We start from the raw sequence: 16,110 nt of genomic DNA on the forward strand, positions 1-16,110 counted from the left end.
TTACCCTTTGCTTAGAACTGTGCCCGCAGCAATCTGCGCACCACGCTGGAACGTTTGCGCATCTTGCGCCGCTTTCCCCGCACGTTGCAAGCGGATCAGCTGAACCGCACCCTCCCCGCAACCGACGCGCAGAGTGTCATCCAGAACCTTGCCCGCTGCACCCTCGCCCTCGGCAAGCTTCGATGCCAGCACCTTCACCCGCGTGCCGTCCAGATCGAACCATGCTCCAGGAAACGGCGACAGCCCCCTGATTTGCCGGTCCACCTCTGTTGCGGGGCGCGACCAATCGATGCGCGCCTCGGCCTTGTCAATTTTACTGGCATAGGTCACGCCCTCTTCGGGCTGCGGTTCCGGTTGCAAGTCAGGCAGTTGCCGAAGTGCTTCCACGATCAAGTCGGCGCCCATGGCGCTTAGTCGGTCATGCAGTTCGATCGTCGTCTCGGTGGTGCGGATCGGCGTCGCGGCGCGCAACAGTACGGGCCCCGTGTCCAGCCCCGCCTCCATCTGCATGATACACACACCCGTTTCAACGTCGCCCGCCATGATCGCCCGATGGATCGGCGCGGCACCCCGCCATCGGGGCAACAAACTCGCGTGGATATTCAGACATCCGGATTTCGGCGAATCCAGAACGGCTTGGGGCAAAATCAAACCATAGGCCACAACAACAGCGACATCCGCGCCGAGCGCTGCAAACTCCGCCTGCGCCTCGGCGGTTTTCAACGAAACGGGGTGACGTACCAGCAATCCCAAAGCCTCTGCCCGTTGCTGAACCGGGCTGGGGCGGTCCTTTTTGCCTCGCCCTGCAGGGCGCGGAGGCTGGCAATAGACGGCGGCGATTTCGTGGCCGGCCAAGACCAACGCATCCAACACAGGCACTGAAAAATCAGGTGTTCCCATAAAGATAACACGCATCGAACACTTCCCTTCAAACCGTAGAGGCAATCAGCCCTTGTATTTGCGCGCCTTGCGCAGCAGCATATCACGACGCGTTTTACTCAGATTGTCGACAAACATTTTTCCGGCAAGATGGTCGATCTGATGCTGCACACTGGTCGCCTCCAACCCGACGAAATCGCGCGTCACTGTCGCGCCCTGCTCGTCAAGATACTGCACTTTCACACCGCGTGGACGTCGGATCTTGGCCGATATTCCGGGCAAATTCGGGCTCGCCTCTTCGTATTCATTCATGATCGCCGAAGCGTCGATGACGACCGGGTTTGCCAAACGGATCCGTTTATCCCGCGCTTGCGAGGCATCGACAACGGCGACCTGCAGCGACACCCCGATCTGTGGTGCGGCCAGCCCGACCCCCGGCATCGCGTCCATCGTGTCGATCATGTCGTCCCAGAGCGCACGAATTTCATCATTGATTTCTGCCACTTGGGCGGCGGGCGTCCGCAAACAGGCGTGCGGCCACGGAAGAATGCGACGAACGGTCATTGGCTTTGCTCCTGCGCGACACGGTCATAAATGACGATGCCATCAAGGTGGTCATATTCATGCTGCACGATCACGGCCTCTGCGCCGGTAAACTTTCGTTCGTGGGTGCCATCAGCATCCGTCCACCGCAACGTAACCTCTGTCGCGCGGGCAATATCCATCGGCACGCCGGGGATCGACAAACATCCCTCTTCGCCAATCGCGCGGGCGTCAGACAGGCTGACAATCTGCGGATTGATACAGGCGACAGGCGTCGGGGTGCCTTCCTTCCAGCCCGCATCGAAAACGAAAATACGCTCGGTCCGGCCAACCTGCGGGGCCGCCAACCCGCGACCGGGCGCGGCATACATCGTGTCGAACATGTCAGCGATCAGCTGGTCGATCTCGGGCGTGCGCGTGGCGACAGGCGCGCACACAGCTGTCAGCCGCGCGTCAGGCCAGGTCACGATGTCCAACACGCTCATCCGCGCGCCAGCTCGCGTTTCAGCTTGGTCATTTTGCGCGTGATCATCTGCCGTTTCATCGGTTTCAGATAATCGATAAAAAGCTTGCCATCCAGATGGTCGATCTCGTGCTGCACGCAGGTCGCCCATAGTTTGGTAAAGGTCTCGGTCTGCTCGTTCCCGTCGATATCGATCCAGCGCACGTCCACATCTGCGGGGCGCGTCACATCGGCAAACTGCTCGGGGATCGACAAACACCCTTCTTCATAGGTGTTCAGCGCGTCCGAGGCGGCGATAATCTCGGGGTTGAACATCACCAGCGGTCGCGGCGTCTCCCCTTCTTCCTTTACGCAATCCATGACGATCAAACGGTGCATCACCCCGATCTGGGGGGCCGCAAGACCGATCCCCGGCGCGTCATACATCGTGGCGAGCATATCATCAGCCAAGCTGCGCAACTCGTCCGTCATATCGGTCACGGGGGCGCATGGCTTTTTCAGCCGCGGGTCAGGGTGTAGTAAAATATTGCGTATCATTTGGTTGATTTAGGCCAACACCTGCGCCGCTGCAACCTCGGGGCTTGCGGTCTGGTCGATTAGGTTTAGCGTGTCGGCCAAATCTGACAGGAGAACCCCATGAGCTTTGACGAAATCATCGACCGGCGTGGCACCCATTGCGCGAAATGGGACAAGATGGAGCCGATCTACGGCGTCCCCGCGGATACGGGCATTGCCATGTGGGTTGCGGATATGGATTTCCGCCCGCCTCAGGTGGTGCAAACCGCGCTCCAAGATATGTTGGACCATGGCGTCTATGGCTACTTCGGCGATGACAGCAAATATCTGGGTGCCATCCAATGGTGGATGGAGCATCGACACGGCTGGAAAGTCGCGCCCGAGTGGATTTTCACCACGCATGGCTTGGTTAACGGAACCGCGATGTGCGTAGACGCCTTCACCAAGGCCGGGGACGGAGTTGTCCTGTTCACACCGGTTTACCACGCCTTTGCGCGTGTGATCTCCGCCGCAGGGCGGCAGGTGGTCGAATGCGAAATGGCGATAGAAGGCGGCAAGTATACGCTCGATTTCGATGCCTATGACGCGCAAATGACGGGCAACGAGACGATGCTGGTGTTCTGTTCCCCCCATAACCCGGGCGGGCGTGTTTGGTCCCGGTCAGAGTTGGAACAGGTCGCAGCCTTTGCCAAACGCCATGACCTTGTCCTCGTCTCGGACGAGATTCACCATGATCTGGTGATGCCTGGTCATACCCACATTCCAATGGCCCTGATCGATGGCGTGACCGATCGGTTGGTCATGATGACCGCGACAACCAAAACCTTTAACATTGCCGGTTCCCACTCCGGCAACGTGATCATCCCCGATCCGAAGCTCCGCGAAACCTTTGCGGCACGCATTGCAGCGATGGGGCTTTCGCCAAACTCCTTCGGTCTGTTTATGGCGACCGCAGCCTATTCGCCGGAAGGGGCCGCATGGGTTGATGATCTGGTCAGCTATCTGGACGGCAACCGGCAGATCTTTGACGCTGCGATAAAGGACATTCCCGGGCTGCAATCCATGTCGCTTCAATCAACCTACCTTGCTTGGGTCGATTTCAGCGGAACCGGAATGGACAGATCAGAGTTCACCCAACGGGTCGAAAACTCCGCTAGGATCGCTGCAAACCACGGGCCAACTTTTGGCAAGGGCGGGGAAAGCTTCCTGCGGTTCAACATCGCCACCCCGCGCGCCCGGGTAGAAGAAGCCTGCAACCGTCTGCGCGAGGCGTTCAAAGACCTGCAATAAAATCAATGCGGTGCGTCGACGGTGATCAAACCCGCCGGCGCATCTGCAGCCCGTTCGAAATCCAGCGCCGCAGATTTCGCGACACGGGTTGCGCGCTTGAAATCAAACAGCATTTCGCCGCCTTCTTGCTCTACCGCGACGATCAAACATTGAAACAGATGCGCCGCGCCATCGAATAAATCGACCCGACCGCGCAACTGCGGTGCCGTCTGCGCATCAAGCGAGAAGCCGGTGTCCCAATAACGCAGGACCTTATGTTCGACCCCGTCCGCGTGTACCCGCAAACGCGACGATTTTCGCAGGCTATCGACACGTGCGGCATCCAGCCCGGCCTGAATGTCTTTCGGCAATATGGCTTCCACAGCTTCCTCCCTCCAAAGGCTTCCAACATGAAGCGTGACGTGCTGGGATTCAAAATCAAGTGCGCCCCAAGAATTTATTCGACGTGCATCAACGCAGCCCCCCTGTGCGTCGCGTGCTATGGCCTTTCGCCCGTCTGAACTTACCTTGAACACAAACAAGTAAAGGAGTGGTGTATGGGACTGCTGATCGACGGAGAATGGCGCGATAAATGGTACGATACGGAGTCTACCGGAGGTAAGTTTGAACGCTCCACCTCCAAATTTCGCAACTGGGTCACAGCGGACGGCAGCGCGGGCCCGTCAGGAAAGTCAGGCTTTCAGGCACAATCAGGGCGGTATCACCTCTACGTCAGCTATGCCTGCCCTTGGGCACATCGCGCACTGATTTTCCGCGCGCTGAAAGACCTTACCGACCATATCAGCGTGTCGGTCGTACACCCCGATATGATGGAAGACGGCTGGACTTTCGCAACAGATTTCCAAGGCGCGACCGGAGACACCCTCTTTGGCAGTGACTTTTTGCGTGACATTTATATCAAAGCCGATCCAAATTTCACAGGCCGCGTCACGGTGCCTGTGCTTTGGGACAAGGCGCAGAACACGATCGTATCGAACGAATCGGCCGAGATCATTCGCATGTTCAACAGTGCGTTTAATGAAATCACCGGCAATACTGATGATTATAGGCCGACTGACCTGCGCGAACAAATCGCCGACATCAACGAACGCGTTTACGAGACCGTTAACAATGGCGTCTATAAAGCCGGGTTCGCGACGTCTCAAGATGCCTATGACGACGCGGTTCATCCGCTTTTTGACAGTCTGGCGTGGCTCGAGAGCATCCTCGAAAACAACCGTTTTCTCGCCGGCGACAAGTTGACCGAGGCCGACTGGCGGCTGTTCACGACCCTCGCGCGCTTTGACCTCGTGTATCACACCCATTTCAAGTGCAACCATAAGCGTCTGACCGATTACCCGAACCTTTGGGCCTATACGCGGCAACTCTATCAACACGCTGATATCGCCGAGACCGTGCATTTTGATCACATTGTTCGGCACTACCATTTCAGTCAGATCACGGTGAACCCGCATCAGATCATCCCGATTAACCCGACAGTCGATTTCACCGCCCCACATGGGTGCGATTAGGGACCCGGGCGTTAGGCCACCAGCGTTTCTGCCTTCTTCAAATCGACAGAGACCAGCTGGCTGACGCCCTGTTCCGCCATGGTGACGCCGAACAGCCGATCCATTCGCGCCATGGTGACAGCATGGTGCGTGATGATCAAAAAGCGCGTGTCAGTCTGTCGGCACATCTCGTCCAACAGGTCACAAAAGCGCGTCACATTCGCATCATCCAAAGGCGCGTCAACCTCGTCCAACACACAAATTGGCGCAGGGTTCGCAAGGAACACTGCAAAAATCAGCGCCATCGCGGTCAAGGTCTGTTCGCCCCCAGACAATAGGCTAAGCGTGCTAAGCTTTTTGCCCGGCGGCTGGCACATAATCTCCAACCCCGCCTCCAGAGGATCGTCCGATTCGACCATCACAAGATTGGCCTCACCACCGTTAAAAAGATGTTTAAACAGCATAGAGAAATTGCTGTTCACCTCTTCGAATGCGGTCAGCAAGCGTTCACGGCCTTCTTTATTCAGGCTCGCGATACCGCTGCGCAATGTCCGGATCGCCTCGGTCAAATCCGCCTTTTCGCCAACCAGAGTGTCGTGTTCCGCCTGAACCTCTTTCGCGTCTTCCTCGGCACGCAAGTTCACAGCACCCAAGGCTTCGCGCTGTCCCTTCAAACGGCTCAGCTGGTTTTCAAGAACCTCGACATCTGACATCTCATCTGCATTGATCTCAAGTGTCTCTGCCAGCGCTTCGGGGGTCGTGTCACGTTCTTCATCAATGCGCTCTGCGGCAAGGGCCACCGTTTCCTTCGCCGCATCCGCGCGCGCCTCTGCCCGCGCCCGCGCCTCGCGCGCCTCCGACGCCAAGCGCTCTGCGTCACGCTCAGCCAATGTCGTATCGCGCAAATCAGCTTCCCCGGTAGACAACTGTGCGCTGGCCGCCTGCTTGCGGGTCTCTGCCGCAGAAATTGCGCCCGTCAACTCTTCACGTTTCGCCGCGATTTCCCCGGGGGCAGAGCTCGCTTCGGTCAACTCTCTTTCGGACGCTTCTTTACGTTCAAGAAGCTCGGCGCTGCGTTTTCCCGCCGTGTCCAGGCGGTTCCGCCAGCCGCCCAACTCCTTGGCGACATCCTGGGCACGTCTCTCGCGCGCGGTGCCCTCGCGACGCAGTTCGTCCAGCGCAGAACGCCTCGTCATCATCGCAATGCGCGCGCCTTCAACGGTCTGTCGCAACATCTCCACATCGGCGCGGGCACTTGAGACGTCGTCAAGCGCCGCAAGCGCATTCTCTGCCTCCGTCACCAAACGTCGACCCTCGATCGCCTCTTCCTCGTGGCGGGCGACGGCCAACCCCAAACTGTCCAACCGGCTCTCCGCCAGGTTCCGATCCGCCTCAGCCCGGCTTAGGGCCCGTCCTGCATCCGCAACAGCACGGTCTGCATCGCGCCGCAGCGCCCGCGCATTTTTGTCTGCCTCTGCCTGAGCAAGCAGAAGCTTTTGCAATGTTTCATGTGCATCACGCGCAGCCTCTGCCCGTTGATTCGTTTGCTCTAACCCCTGCTTGAGTACCTCTAAACGGTTAATTTGTTGCAAACGAAGCGCGGCGGCCGAGGGCGCATCCTCCGCCCACGCCCGGAAACCATCCCACCGCCACAAATCGCCCTCTGGCGAAACGAGACGCTGGCCCGGCAGCAGCAGTGGTTGAAGCCGCGTGCCGTCGTCCGCGTCGACCAGACCAATCTGGCTCATCCGGCGGTTCAGAACATCAGGCACCGAGACATGCGCCGTCAGCGGGGTGATCCCCTCGGGTAGAGGCTGGACCGTTGAATAGGCAGGTAAATATGCCCACCCCGAGGGCCCGTCGGCCTCGACATCCGGGGCGCGCAGATCATCGGCCAGGGCAGCACCAAGCGCTTTTTCAAACCCGTGCTCGACCTGCAGGCGGTCCAGAATTTGACCACCCTCGGCAGTGTCACGCTCTACCAGCTTCGCCAGCGCGCCTGCTTCGGCGCGAATGGCGTTCAGCTCGCCCTCGGCCTCTGACCGCTCGGCACGGGCATCTGCCTCGCGACTTTGCGTGGCAGCGCGGTCGTCCTCTGCCTTTTGCAAGGCTTCCTCGGCAGCGACAGAGGCCGCATGCGCCTGTGTCTCTGCAGCTTGGGCGGCGCTGAAATCGGCGTTTGCCTTCTCGAGTGCGGCGGCACTCTGCGCGACGGCGGCACGCGCTTTATCCGCTTCCGCTTCCGATCGTTGAAGCGTCTTGCGGTGATCGTTCAGCAAACGTTCGGCAGAGCTGTGACGCGCGACCAAACGGGCGACATCCTCGGTCAGCTTTGACAGATCCGCTTCCTGTTTTTCGAGCACGCCGGCGGCTTCTTTCGCGCGCTCTGCCGCCTCCGCGACCGCAGCTTCATGGCCCTTGCCCGCATCCGATAGGTCACGTTCTTCCCGTTCCAACCGCGTGATCGTTTCTTCGGCGTCGCGGTTTAACTCACCTTCGCGGTCCAGATCACGGGTCAACTGCGCGATGCGTTTGGTCAAGGCGTCAATCGCGGCCCGAGCGCGGTTTTCCTGATCGCTCAAGGTATCGCGCTGTACACCGAGCCGCTGCACGATAGCGGCCGCGATCGCTTCTTCCTCACGCAGGGGCGGCAAAGCCTCTTCCGCTTTTTGCCGTGCTACAGTGGCCTGACGCACTGCTTTTTCCGCCTCGGCGGCGACGGCCATCTGGGTGCGCAGCGCTTCGGCCGTCGTTTGACGCGCATCCTCGGCCACGCGCCAGCGCCGATACAGCAGCACCCCTTCGGTCCGGCGCAGGGCATCCCCAATATCGCGATAACGCGCAGCCTGACGGGCCTGGCGCGCCAATTGCGAAAGCTGACCGGCAAGCTGTTCAACCACGTCGTCGACGCGCGCAAGGTTGGCTTCGGTACCATTCAGCTTCAATTCAGCCTCGTGACGGCGGGCATAAAGCCCCGAAATACCCGCGGCTTCTTCAAGGATGCGGCGCCGGTTCTTCGGTTTGGCGTTGATCAATTCCGAAATCTGGCCTTGGCGTACCAACGCTGGCGAATGGGCTCCCGTTGATGCGTCGGCAAACAGCATTTGCACATCGCGCGCGCGCACATCCTTTCCAGCCGCTTTATAGGCGCTACCGACATCACGGGTGATCCGCCGGATGATTTCGATGCTATCACCGTCGTTAAACCCAGCCGGCGCGAGACGTTCGGAGTTGTCGATATGCAACGCGACTTCGGCGAAGTTCTTGGCCGGACGAGAGGACGCGCCCGCGAAAATCACATCTTCCATACCGCCACCGCGCATAGCGGTCGGACGGTTTTCGCCCATCACCCAACGGAGCGCTTCAAGCAGGTTGGACTTGCCGCAACCATTCGGGCCAACAACGCCGGTTAGACCATCCGAGATGATCAGATCAGTGGGGTCTACAAAGCTTTTAAAGCCTGTCAGCCTGAGTTTGGAAAACCGCAATGTTCGTGCCCGCCTGATTCTTATGGATAGCCAGAATTGCGGATCATCGGGTTTAGAGTCAACGCGACCCCGCTAGGTAGAGCGGGAAGTAGCCACCTTATCCACAAGATATTGTTATTCTATGTCTGTTATCGCGTTTCCCTTTCGCTATGGTTGTTTGACGGTTCTACCCCTCATCCGCAGTCCAGCTTCCCGAAGGCAAGCGCTTGATCCCCCGCGACATGCGTGACCTCGCACCCGCTGACCTGCGCCATCGCCCGTGCCGCACGGTCGCGGATTGGGCCGAAGCGGGGGGCGTATTCCATATTGGTGCGTATCGCTTCCGCCTGATTGCCGTTAACGCGCACGTCAAAGTCAGAACCGTCCACCGTTATGGCGGTGGCAGGCAGGCCACTGAAATTCGCGCTCGGCATGTTGCAGCCCGTGACAAACACCATCACCAAGGCGCACAGCAAAACGGTAAGGAATCGCGTATCTCTCATCATGAGCCCATCTAACGCGCGGCACCCTAAGCGAGTGTTAATGCGGACCAACATTGTGCAGAAAACAATCGCGTTGCCGCCCCGCCCCTCCGGTCATATAATTTGACCAATCCAAGGAAACGCCGATGCCCTTTCAACCTATCGCCTCCGAAAAACTGTCAGCCGCTGTCGTAAGACAGGTAGAACAGTTAATCTTACGTGGCATTCTGCGGCCCGGCGAACGGCTACCCGCAGAGCGTGAGTTGGCAGAGCGTCTGGCCGTTTCGCGCCCCTCGCTTCGGGATGCTATTGCACAGCTTCAGGCCAGCGGATTGCTGACCGCAAAGCCCGGCGCGGGGGTCTATGTCGCCGATGTGCTCGGCAGCGCGTTCTCCCCTGCCCTGACAGAGCTTTTTGCACGTCACGACGAAGCCGTGTTCGACTATCTTTCGTTCCGCCGCGACATGGAGGGGCTGGCAGCCGAACGGGCCGCGCGGCTTGGTTCTGACACCGACCTTGGGGTCATTCAGGCAGTTTTCGACAAGATGGAAGCGGCGCACCAGAAGCGTAACGCAGATGACGAAGCGCAACTGGACGCGCAGTTTCATATGGCGATCACAGAGGCGAGCCATAACGTCGTCATGCTGCATATGATGCGGTCGATGTATGACTTGCTGCGTGGCGGCGTATTCTACAATCGCGAAGTCATGTTCAAACAGCGCACAACGCGCACCGCCCTGCTGGATCAGCACCGCGCCATCAACAACGCATTACAGGCACGTGATCCCGCCGCAGCACAAGCCGCAGTTGAGGCGCATCTGACCTATGTCGAGAACGCCCTGCGCGATCATCAAAAAGCCGAGCGTAATGAAGATGTCGCGCGACAACGTCTTCAACACGAGACAAACACCTAGCCCCACGTAAAAAGGCCCCGGTCAATACCGAGGCCTTTTAAAGTCAGTTCGTTAAAACTTAGTGAAGCTTTGTGTCGACTTCTGCAATTGCACTGTCGATCAATGCATTGCCTTCTGCGGCTGTCATCTTCTTGGCGATAACATCCTTGGCAGCAGCAATGGCCACAACAACAGCTTGATCGCGGACTTCTTTAACGGCAGCAGCCTGAGCGGAGTCGATCTGCTCTTCCGCGGCGGCCATACGGCGCGCGATGGATTTCTCCAGGTCGGCACGTGCCTGATCCGCGGCTTCGTTCGCTTCGGCCTTGGCCGATGTAACGATACGGTCCGCTTGCTCTTTCACTTCCTGCTGCTTGCGTTCGTAGCTGGCAAGAAGCGTCTGCGCTTCTTCACGCAGCGCACGGGCTTCGTCCAGTTCGGACTTGATGCCTTCGGCGCGGCTGTCGAGCATGCTGCCCATCATCTTTGGCACTTTGAAATAGATCAAAACACCGACGAAAAGCAGGAAAGCCAGCAGGACGATAAAGTCCGTATTGCGCAGCGAAAAGAACACGTCACCAGCTGCAAAAGCAGGGGAGGCGACCAGACCGGCGATGAGGGCTGAGAAGGTCAAACGCATGGCTTATCCTTTCATCCGGGCATCGACGGCCGCGGAAATTGTTTTCGCGTCAGCAGAGCCACCGACGGCGGCGACGATTGCCTCGGCTGTGTCTTTGGCGACAGCTTCAACGTTCTCCATCGCGGAGGCGCGGATTTCACTGATCGCTTTTTCGGACTCGGCAGATTTGGCGGCGATCTCGGCGTCTGCCTTGGCAATCGCCTTGTCCAGATCGGCCTGAATGTCGGCTTTCGCGGCGGCGATGATCTGCTGTGCTTCTGCACGGGCGTCGATCAAGGCTTTGTCGTAAGCGGCCTCTGCTTCCGTCGCTTTGACCTTCAGGTCTTCGGCGGCGGCGATGTCATTGGTGATGGTGCCCTGGCGCTCCGCCAGAACAGCGCCGATGCGTGGCAGGGCAACGCGCGACAGAATAAAGTAAATTGCGACCAGAGCGACGATAAGCCAGAAAATCTGGTTGCCGAACCAATCAATGCAAAGCTGTGGCATACCAATGGCGCTGCCAAATTCGTTGACACATGTGCCAGCGATTTCCCTAGTAATCGGTTCCGTCGCCATAGCGGGCTCCTGTCAAAGCGTGGAAGTCTTTCGGGCAGCGCGCCATAGCGCACTGCCCGAAGCGTAAGGACGTAGGTGTCTTAAGCTTAGACAGCGAACATCAGCAGCAGAGCGACGAGGAACGAGAAGATCCCCAGGGCTTCTGCAAAGGCGATGCCGATGAACAGAGTTGCTGTTTGACCAGCAGCAGCAGATGGGTTGCGCAGTGCGCCAGCCAGGTAGTTGCCTGCAACGTTGCCCACACCGATGGCTGCGCCACCCATGCCGAATGCTGTCAGACCTGCGCCAATGAATTGGCCCATTTGTGCGAGTTCGCCTTCCATGTCATTTCTCCTTACAATGGAATTTTGGTGATTGGTCAGGCGGGAATATCCCGCCTTGGTGTTAGTGGTGCGGGTGCAATGCGTCTTTCAGATAAACGCATGTGAGGATCGCGAAAACATATGCCTGGATGAAGGAAACCAACACCTCGAGACCATACATCGCCGTGATCGCAAGAACCGAGAAGGGGGCGATGGCAGCAAGTGCCGCGAAGCCCGCGAAAACCTTGATCACGGCGTGACCCGCCATCATGTTACCCGCAAGACGGATAGAGTGGCTGACCGGACGTACAAAGTACGAGATCAGCTCGATCAGGGCCAGAACCGGACGCAGTGCCAGGGGCGCGCTGCTGACCCAGAACAGGCTCAGGAACGATGCGCCGTTCTTGACGAAACCCAGAATGGTCACACCGAAGAACACGGCGAAGGCCATCACAGCGGTGACCGAAATATGCGATGTCGGGGTAAACGCCATCGGCAGCAGGCCCAGGAAGTTCGAGAAGACGATAAACATGAACAGGGTCATAATGTAGGGGAAGTATTTCACCCCTTCTTTACCGCAGATATCCTCGACCATCTTGTAGATGAAGCCATAGGCCAGCTCAGCGACCGACTGCATGCGCGACGGGATAACCGACCGTTTCGAGGTGCCCAGAACCAGCAGCGCAAAGATCGCCAGAACGGCAACGGCCATCCAGACTGTTGCGTTGGTGATTGTGTACCAGGATACAGCGCCGTCGCCAAAGAATGGCTTGACGATGAACTGATCCATCGGGTGAAAAGCCAAACCGCCTGTTTCTTCGCCGTGTGCTTCTGCCGCCATGTCAGGGCCCTTTTTCTTCATCGGCCACATCGGCCATCTTCTTTTCCTGGATTTCCTGCGCGGAGCGGAGCATCGTCTTCACCCCTGCCGCAAGGCCCAGCATTACAAACAGCACCATGAAAATCGGGAGCGTTCCTAAGAACCAATCCAACGAGTATCCGATGCCAAAACCGATCCCCAGACCGGCGCAAAGTTCGATCACCATCCGCCAGGCCAGCGATGCCTGGGAATAATGTTCATCCGCCCGGGGTTTTGGAGCCTGCGCCCGTTTGGCTGCTTCGATCTTTGCCTCAAGCTGCTTTAGCCGCTGCTGTTGGTCCGGATCGGTCACGCCAAAATCCCTGTTGGATGTGTTGCGCAGTAGCTACTTTCACACCGCTTCAGAGTCAACTCTGTTAGCCGACCACCCAAGGGACTGTAATCAAACGATTTTACGCTGAGCCGCAGTTCATATTCAGGTGCAAACTGCCCGCACCCCTTGCAAATTCACGCGACAATCATATTCAACCTTTTGGTTAAGCGTGGTTTCCGCTACCTCATAAGAACCGCCCCTACCCGCGCATCAAGGACATCCAGACAGCCGTGCCCCAACCGCCCGCCACACAGCTCGACGCGATTTTTGCCGCGCTCGCCGATCCGACGCGGCGCGCCATTCTGGCGATGCTTCTTGAGGATGATATGGCCGTCACAGACGTCGCCGACCCCTTCGGCATTTCGCTCGCTGCGATATCGAAACATCTGTCGGTGCTGGAACGTGCAGGTCTGATCGTGCAGGAAAAGCGCGGGCGGCTCAAATGGTGCAAGCTCGAGCCGGCAGCCCTAAAAGCCCCGTCCGTGTGGATGCAGGGCTTTGGTCAATATGACCCGATCAATCTTGATGATTTTGAAAGGTTTCTGGCCGCCGAAATACGCGAAACGTCAGGGGATGCGGCGCAGAATGATCCGGGGACGTTGGAAGAATAGATAAATATTGGCCCTCCTGCGACGAGGTTTTACACAGAAGGGCCAAACTTGATGTTATTAAATGACGCCGAACGCAAAGCGCAGGATCGCCAGAACAACAACAATCAAACCGATCAGATAAATAATGCTACGCATTAGAATAGTCCCTTTATAAACTTTATGTGATCTTAACGCTGGATATGTCGGATCGGTTCCCGCCCTTTTGATCAAACCGCTTTGGTATCGTCCCGCAACAGCAGATACAGCGCCACAATCGTCAGCCCCACGCCCCCGAAAACAAGCGGGCCGGGTGCGCCATTGCCCAATGCGACTTCCCACAGAATAACCCAGCTGGGCGTCAGATAGGTATAAGCCATCACCTTGGCCGACGGCAGCCGCAGGGACGCAAATTGCAGCAATACAAAAGTCGCGGCAGACGCAGCGATCGCGACGTAGAGGATGGTGATCCAGACAATCGCGGGCAGCGCGGTCCAATCCGTCCCCAGCACATCGCGCCAACCATAGATAAACAACAACACACCACCGGCGATCAGCGTGCCCAAGGTGAACACCACCGCCGGCTCTCCGCGGTTCAGCTTGCGCACCATCGGCGTATACAGCGCATGGCTTACGCAGCCGACGAAATACACCGCTTCGCCATACCCGAGCTCGAACCGCCGCAGCGCGGCCAGATCAGCGCGAAAAATCACCCAAAGCGCGCCGACCGCACCGATGGCCAGCGCCAGCGCCATCCGCCCTGTCGTCACCTGCCGCAACAAGAGCCACCCAAACCCCGCAGCAATCACGGGCGTCAACGTAAACACCGCCGCCGCACTGACGGGGCGCGCGGTCTTCAACCCCTCGAACATCAGCACGAAATAGACAGCGAAAAGCCCCCCAAGCACCAGATAGCGCCAGGGCGCGCGCGTGGCCCCTTTCGGCACACCTGTCGTCGCAGCGACCGCCACGGCAATCACCATGCCCGCGATCACGAACCGCGCCGCATTCAACGCCGTGGGCGAGATCAGATTGGCCGACAGCGACCCAAGCGAAAATGACCCCGCCACCAGCGCCGAAAATGCCAGCATCGCCAGATGCCCCTGCAGATCAGATCGCATCACAGCCCCGTCTTGACGGCTTTTTTCAGGTACGACAGCAAGGCCTGCACCTTTGGCGTGCGGTGCAGATCAACATGGGTGACCAGCCACAGCATCGAATCCCATTCCGGCAGATGCGGGTGCACCTCGACCAGATCGGGGTTGGCGCGCCCCTCGATCAGATCGACAAACCCGATCCCCGCCGCCTCCAGCACCGCAACGCGGAGCGCGTCTGCATGGAGACCGCGAAAGGAGATCGCATGTGCCGGCACCACCTCGCGCATCCATTTGAAGAAGGGCGCACGCATCTGCGCGTCGTCATGGCCGACAAACCGATGGTTGCCATACTCCTCGACCCCCGACGGCATCCCGAAGGCCGCGATATAGTCCTTATGCGCGAACAGCCCCATCTGGAACTGATAGAAAGGCTGCACCACATTGTCCGGCTGCTCGGGCACCTGCCCCGCGCGGATCGCGATATGCGCCTCGCCATACTCCAGCCGGAACAATCTCTCCCCGGTCAGAAAGCGCAGGGTCACATCGGGGTTTTCCCTCTGGAACGCGACCAACAAAGGGGTCATCCAGCTTGAAAGCTCCATCAGGGAGGTCACGACCAGCTCGCCCGACACCGCTTCGCCGCGCCCCTTGATGCGACTGGCAAGCTGGCTGAACTGGTCATCCGTGGCAGAGGCCACACGCAGCAGATCCTCGCCCGCCTCCGTCGTCTTGTAGCCGCGCGCGTGCCGTTGGAATAGCTTCACCGACAGCCGTCGTTCCAGCGCATCCACATGGCGGATCACCGTCGCATGATGAACGCCCAGAACCTCGGCCGCGCCACTGACCGTGCCCATGCGCGCCACCTGATAGGCCGTCTTGATTTCTTCCCAATTGTCCATTCTCGGCCCCTCGTCTGCCCGACTGTGCATTATTGAACACATCACCCGCAGTTTCGCCAGTTGCGTTCGTACGGGCAAGGATCATGTAGAGGGAAGAAAGTTAACACGAAAGGATATCCTCCCATGTCTATCTTGCGTATCGATTCCTCTGCCAACACCACCAGCTCTGTGACCCGCGGCCTCACCGACCGGATCATCGCGCAACTGGGCGACAATGATGTTACCGTCCGCGATCTGGCTCTCGAACCCCTGCCCCAGATCACCGAAACATGGGCCATCGCCCGCGCCACCCCCGAGACAGACCGCACGCCCGAGCAAAGCGAAGCGCTGGTTGAATCCGACAAGCTCGTCGCAGAGCTTCTGGCCGCCGACACAATCGTCATCGGCGCGCCCATCTATAACTTCAGCGTGCCCGCGTCGCTGAAGGCGTGGATCGATCTGGTCGCCCGTGTCGGCGTTACCTTCCGCTATACCGAAAACGGCCCCGAAGGTCTGGTCAAAGGCAAGCGCGTGATCGTGGCGATGGCCTCCGGTGGCGTGCCCGCCGGGTCCGAGGCGGACTTCAACACCGGCTACCTCAAGGCCGTTCTGGGCTTCATGGGCATGACCGACGTGACCATCGTGGCCGCCGACGCGCTGGCAACAGATGCCGAAGGCACCATCGCCCGCGCGAACGAAGCTGTGGATGCGCTCAAGGCAGCATAATCCTCGGGCGGCGCGGCGGGTTGACTCAGCCCCGCCGCTCGCCTAAACGATCCGCAAACTCCGGAAGCACCATGTCTTCCGGTCTCTGGCGCGGCCAGAGATCGCCCCC

19 protein-coding genes are annotated in these 16,110 nt (G+C 58.8%); 5 read left to right on the forward strand and 14 right to left on the reverse strand.

Annotated features, from left to right (window positions below; genetic code table 11):
- Genes fmt through def (ACNQ62_RS12415) form a run of 4 tightly spaced genes read right to left on the reverse strand, consistent with a single transcriptional unit; the run spans position 1 to position 2,422 of the window.
- On the reverse strand, positions 1–915 hold the full coding sequence (gene fmt / locus ACNQ62_RS12400; protein ID WP_418094963.1) for a methionyl-tRNA formyltransferase: 915 nt from the start codon (positions 913–915) through the stop codon (positions 1–3).
- Positions 916–945: 30 nt separating this feature from the next.
- Positions 946–1,443, reverse strand: coding sequence for a peptide deformylase (def, locus tag ACNQ62_RS12405; RefSeq protein WP_037941272.1), 498 nt, complete (start codon positions 1,441–1,443; stop codon positions 946–948).
- On the reverse strand, positions 1,440–1,907 hold the full coding sequence (gene def / locus ACNQ62_RS12410) for a peptide deformylase (RefSeq protein ID WP_418094964.1): 468 nt from the start codon (positions 1,905–1,907) through the stop codon (positions 1,440–1,442). Before def (ACNQ62_RS12410) ends, def (ACNQ62_RS12405) begins: the two co-directional genes overlap by 4 nt.
- Positions 1,904–2,422: a peptide deformylase gene (def, locus tag ACNQ62_RS12415; RefSeq protein WP_278375850.1), complete on the reverse strand. Its 519-nt coding sequence runs from the start codon at positions 2,420–2,422 to the stop codon at positions 1,904–1,906. The genes def (ACNQ62_RS12410) and def (ACNQ62_RS12415) overlap by 4 nt, the downstream gene beginning before the upstream one ends.
- Positions 2,423–2,521: 99 nt before the next feature.
- Between def (ACNQ62_RS12415) and ACNQ62_RS12420 the strand changes: the two genes are divergently transcribed.
- On the forward strand, positions 2,522–3,691 hold the full coding sequence (locus tag ACNQ62_RS12420; protein ID WP_418094965.1) for a MalY/PatB family protein: 1,170 nt from the start codon (positions 2,522–2,524) through the stop codon (positions 3,689–3,691).
- Between the two features lie 2 nt (positions 3,692–3,693).
- Here the strand turns inward: ACNQ62_RS12420 and ACNQ62_RS12425 are convergent, their stop codons facing one another.
- Positions 3,694–4,053, reverse strand: a complete 360-nt coding sequence (locus ACNQ62_RS12425) for a hypothetical protein (protein ID WP_005849957.1) — start codon at positions 4,051–4,053, stop codon at positions 3,694–3,696.
- Between the two features lie 174 nt (positions 4,054–4,227).
- Here ACNQ62_RS12425 and ACNQ62_RS12430 point away from each other — a divergent pair, with 174 nt between their 5' ends.
- Positions 4,228–5,202, forward strand: coding sequence for a glutathione S-transferase family protein (locus ACNQ62_RS12430; RefSeq protein ID WP_418094966.1), 975 nt, complete (start codon positions 4,228–4,230; stop codon positions 5,200–5,202).
- 11 nt (positions 5,203–5,213) lie between these two features.
- Here ACNQ62_RS12430 and smc read toward each other — a convergent pair whose 3' ends face one another.
- A complete protein-coding gene (smc, locus tag ACNQ62_RS12435) occupies positions 5,214–8,669 on the reverse strand; it encodes a chromosome segregation protein SMC (protein ID WP_418094967.1) in 3,456 nt (1,151 codons plus the stop codon).
- A gap of 173 nt (positions 8,670–8,842) precedes the next feature.
- The gene (locus ACNQ62_RS12440; RefSeq protein WP_418094968.1) at positions 8,843–9,151 is read right to left on the reverse strand and encodes a hypothetical protein; all 309 of its coding nucleotides are present in this window, start codon (positions 9,149–9,151) and stop codon (positions 8,843–8,845) included.
- A gap of 125 nt (positions 9,152–9,276) precedes the next feature.
- Here ACNQ62_RS12440 and ACNQ62_RS12445 point away from each other — a divergent pair, with 125 nt between their 5' ends.
- Positions 9,277–10,044 (forward strand): FCD domain-containing protein, encoded by a 768-nt coding sequence (locus ACNQ62_RS12445; protein ID WP_064215896.1) that lies wholly within the window; start codon positions 9,277–9,279, stop codon positions 10,042–10,044.
- Positions 10,045–10,102: 58 nt separating this feature from the next.
- Here ACNQ62_RS12445 and ACNQ62_RS12450 read toward each other — a convergent pair whose 3' ends face one another.
- The 5 genes from ACNQ62_RS12450 to ACNQ62_RS12470 all read right to left on the reverse strand — a co-directional run bounded on the left by ACNQ62_RS12450 (position 10,103) and on the right by ACNQ62_RS12470 (position 12,692).
- Positions 10,103–10,663: a F0F1 ATP synthase subunit B gene (locus ACNQ62_RS12450; RefSeq protein WP_037941252.1), complete on the reverse strand. Its 561-nt coding sequence runs from the start codon at positions 10,661–10,663 to the stop codon at positions 10,103–10,105.
- 3 nt (positions 10,664–10,666) lie between these two features.
- Positions 10,667–11,218 (reverse strand): F0F1 ATP synthase subunit B', encoded by a 552-nt coding sequence (locus tag ACNQ62_RS12455; protein WP_005849969.1) that lies wholly within the window; start codon positions 11,216–11,218, stop codon positions 10,667–10,669.
- An 86-nt stretch (positions 11,219–11,304) separates the two neighbouring features.
- Positions 11,305–11,541 carry a F0F1 ATP synthase subunit C gene (locus tag ACNQ62_RS12460; protein WP_005849971.1) on the reverse strand — a complete coding sequence of 79 codons (237 nt, stop codon included), beginning with the start codon at positions 11,539–11,541 and terminating at the stop codon, positions 11,305–11,307.
- Positions 11,542–11,602: 61 nt separating this feature from the next.
- A complete protein-coding gene (locus ACNQ62_RS12465; protein WP_237277710.1) occupies positions 11,603–12,361 on the reverse strand; it encodes a F0F1 ATP synthase subunit A in 759 nt (252 codons plus the stop codon).
- 1 nt (position 12,362) lies between these two features.
- Positions 12,363–12,692 (reverse strand): AtpZ/AtpI family protein, encoded by a 330-nt coding sequence (locus ACNQ62_RS12470; RefSeq protein ID WP_005849975.1) that lies wholly within the window; start codon positions 12,690–12,692, stop codon positions 12,363–12,365.
- A gap of 251 nt (positions 12,693–12,943) precedes the next feature.
- Here ACNQ62_RS12470 and ACNQ62_RS12475 point away from each other — a divergent pair, with 251 nt between their 5' ends.
- Positions 12,944–13,324 (forward strand): ArsR/SmtB family transcription factor, encoded by a 381-nt coding sequence (locus ACNQ62_RS12475; protein WP_074637233.1) that lies wholly within the window; start codon positions 12,944–12,946, stop codon positions 13,322–13,324.
- Between the two features lie 206 nt (positions 13,325–13,530).
- Here the strand turns inward: ACNQ62_RS12475 and ACNQ62_RS12480 are convergent, their stop codons facing one another.
- Complete coding sequence (locus tag ACNQ62_RS12480; protein ID WP_074637235.1) at positions 13,531–14,421, reverse strand: DMT family transporter; 891 nt, start codon at positions 14,419–14,421, stop codon at positions 13,531–13,533.
- On the reverse strand, positions 14,421–15,296 hold the full coding sequence (locus ACNQ62_RS12485) for a LysR family transcriptional regulator (RefSeq protein WP_005849981.1): 876 nt from the start codon (positions 15,294–15,296) through the stop codon (positions 14,421–14,423). The genes ACNQ62_RS12480 and ACNQ62_RS12485 overlap by 1 nt, the downstream gene beginning before the upstream one ends.
- Positions 15,297–15,419: 123 nt before the next feature.
- Here ACNQ62_RS12485 and ACNQ62_RS12490 point away from each other — a divergent pair, with 123 nt between their 5' ends.
- Positions 15,420–16,001, forward strand: a complete 582-nt coding sequence (locus ACNQ62_RS12490) for an FMN-dependent NADH-azoreductase (RefSeq protein WP_005849982.1) — start codon at positions 15,420–15,422, stop codon at positions 15,999–16,001.
- The last annotated feature ends 109 nt before the right edge of the window (positions 16,002–16,110 follow it).

It is taken from the genome of Sulfitobacter sp. SBS6, assembly GCF_048285585.1.
GTDB lineage: Bacteria > Pseudomonadota > Alphaproteobacteria > Rhodobacterales > Rhodobacteraceae > Sulfitobacter > Sulfitobacter pontiacus.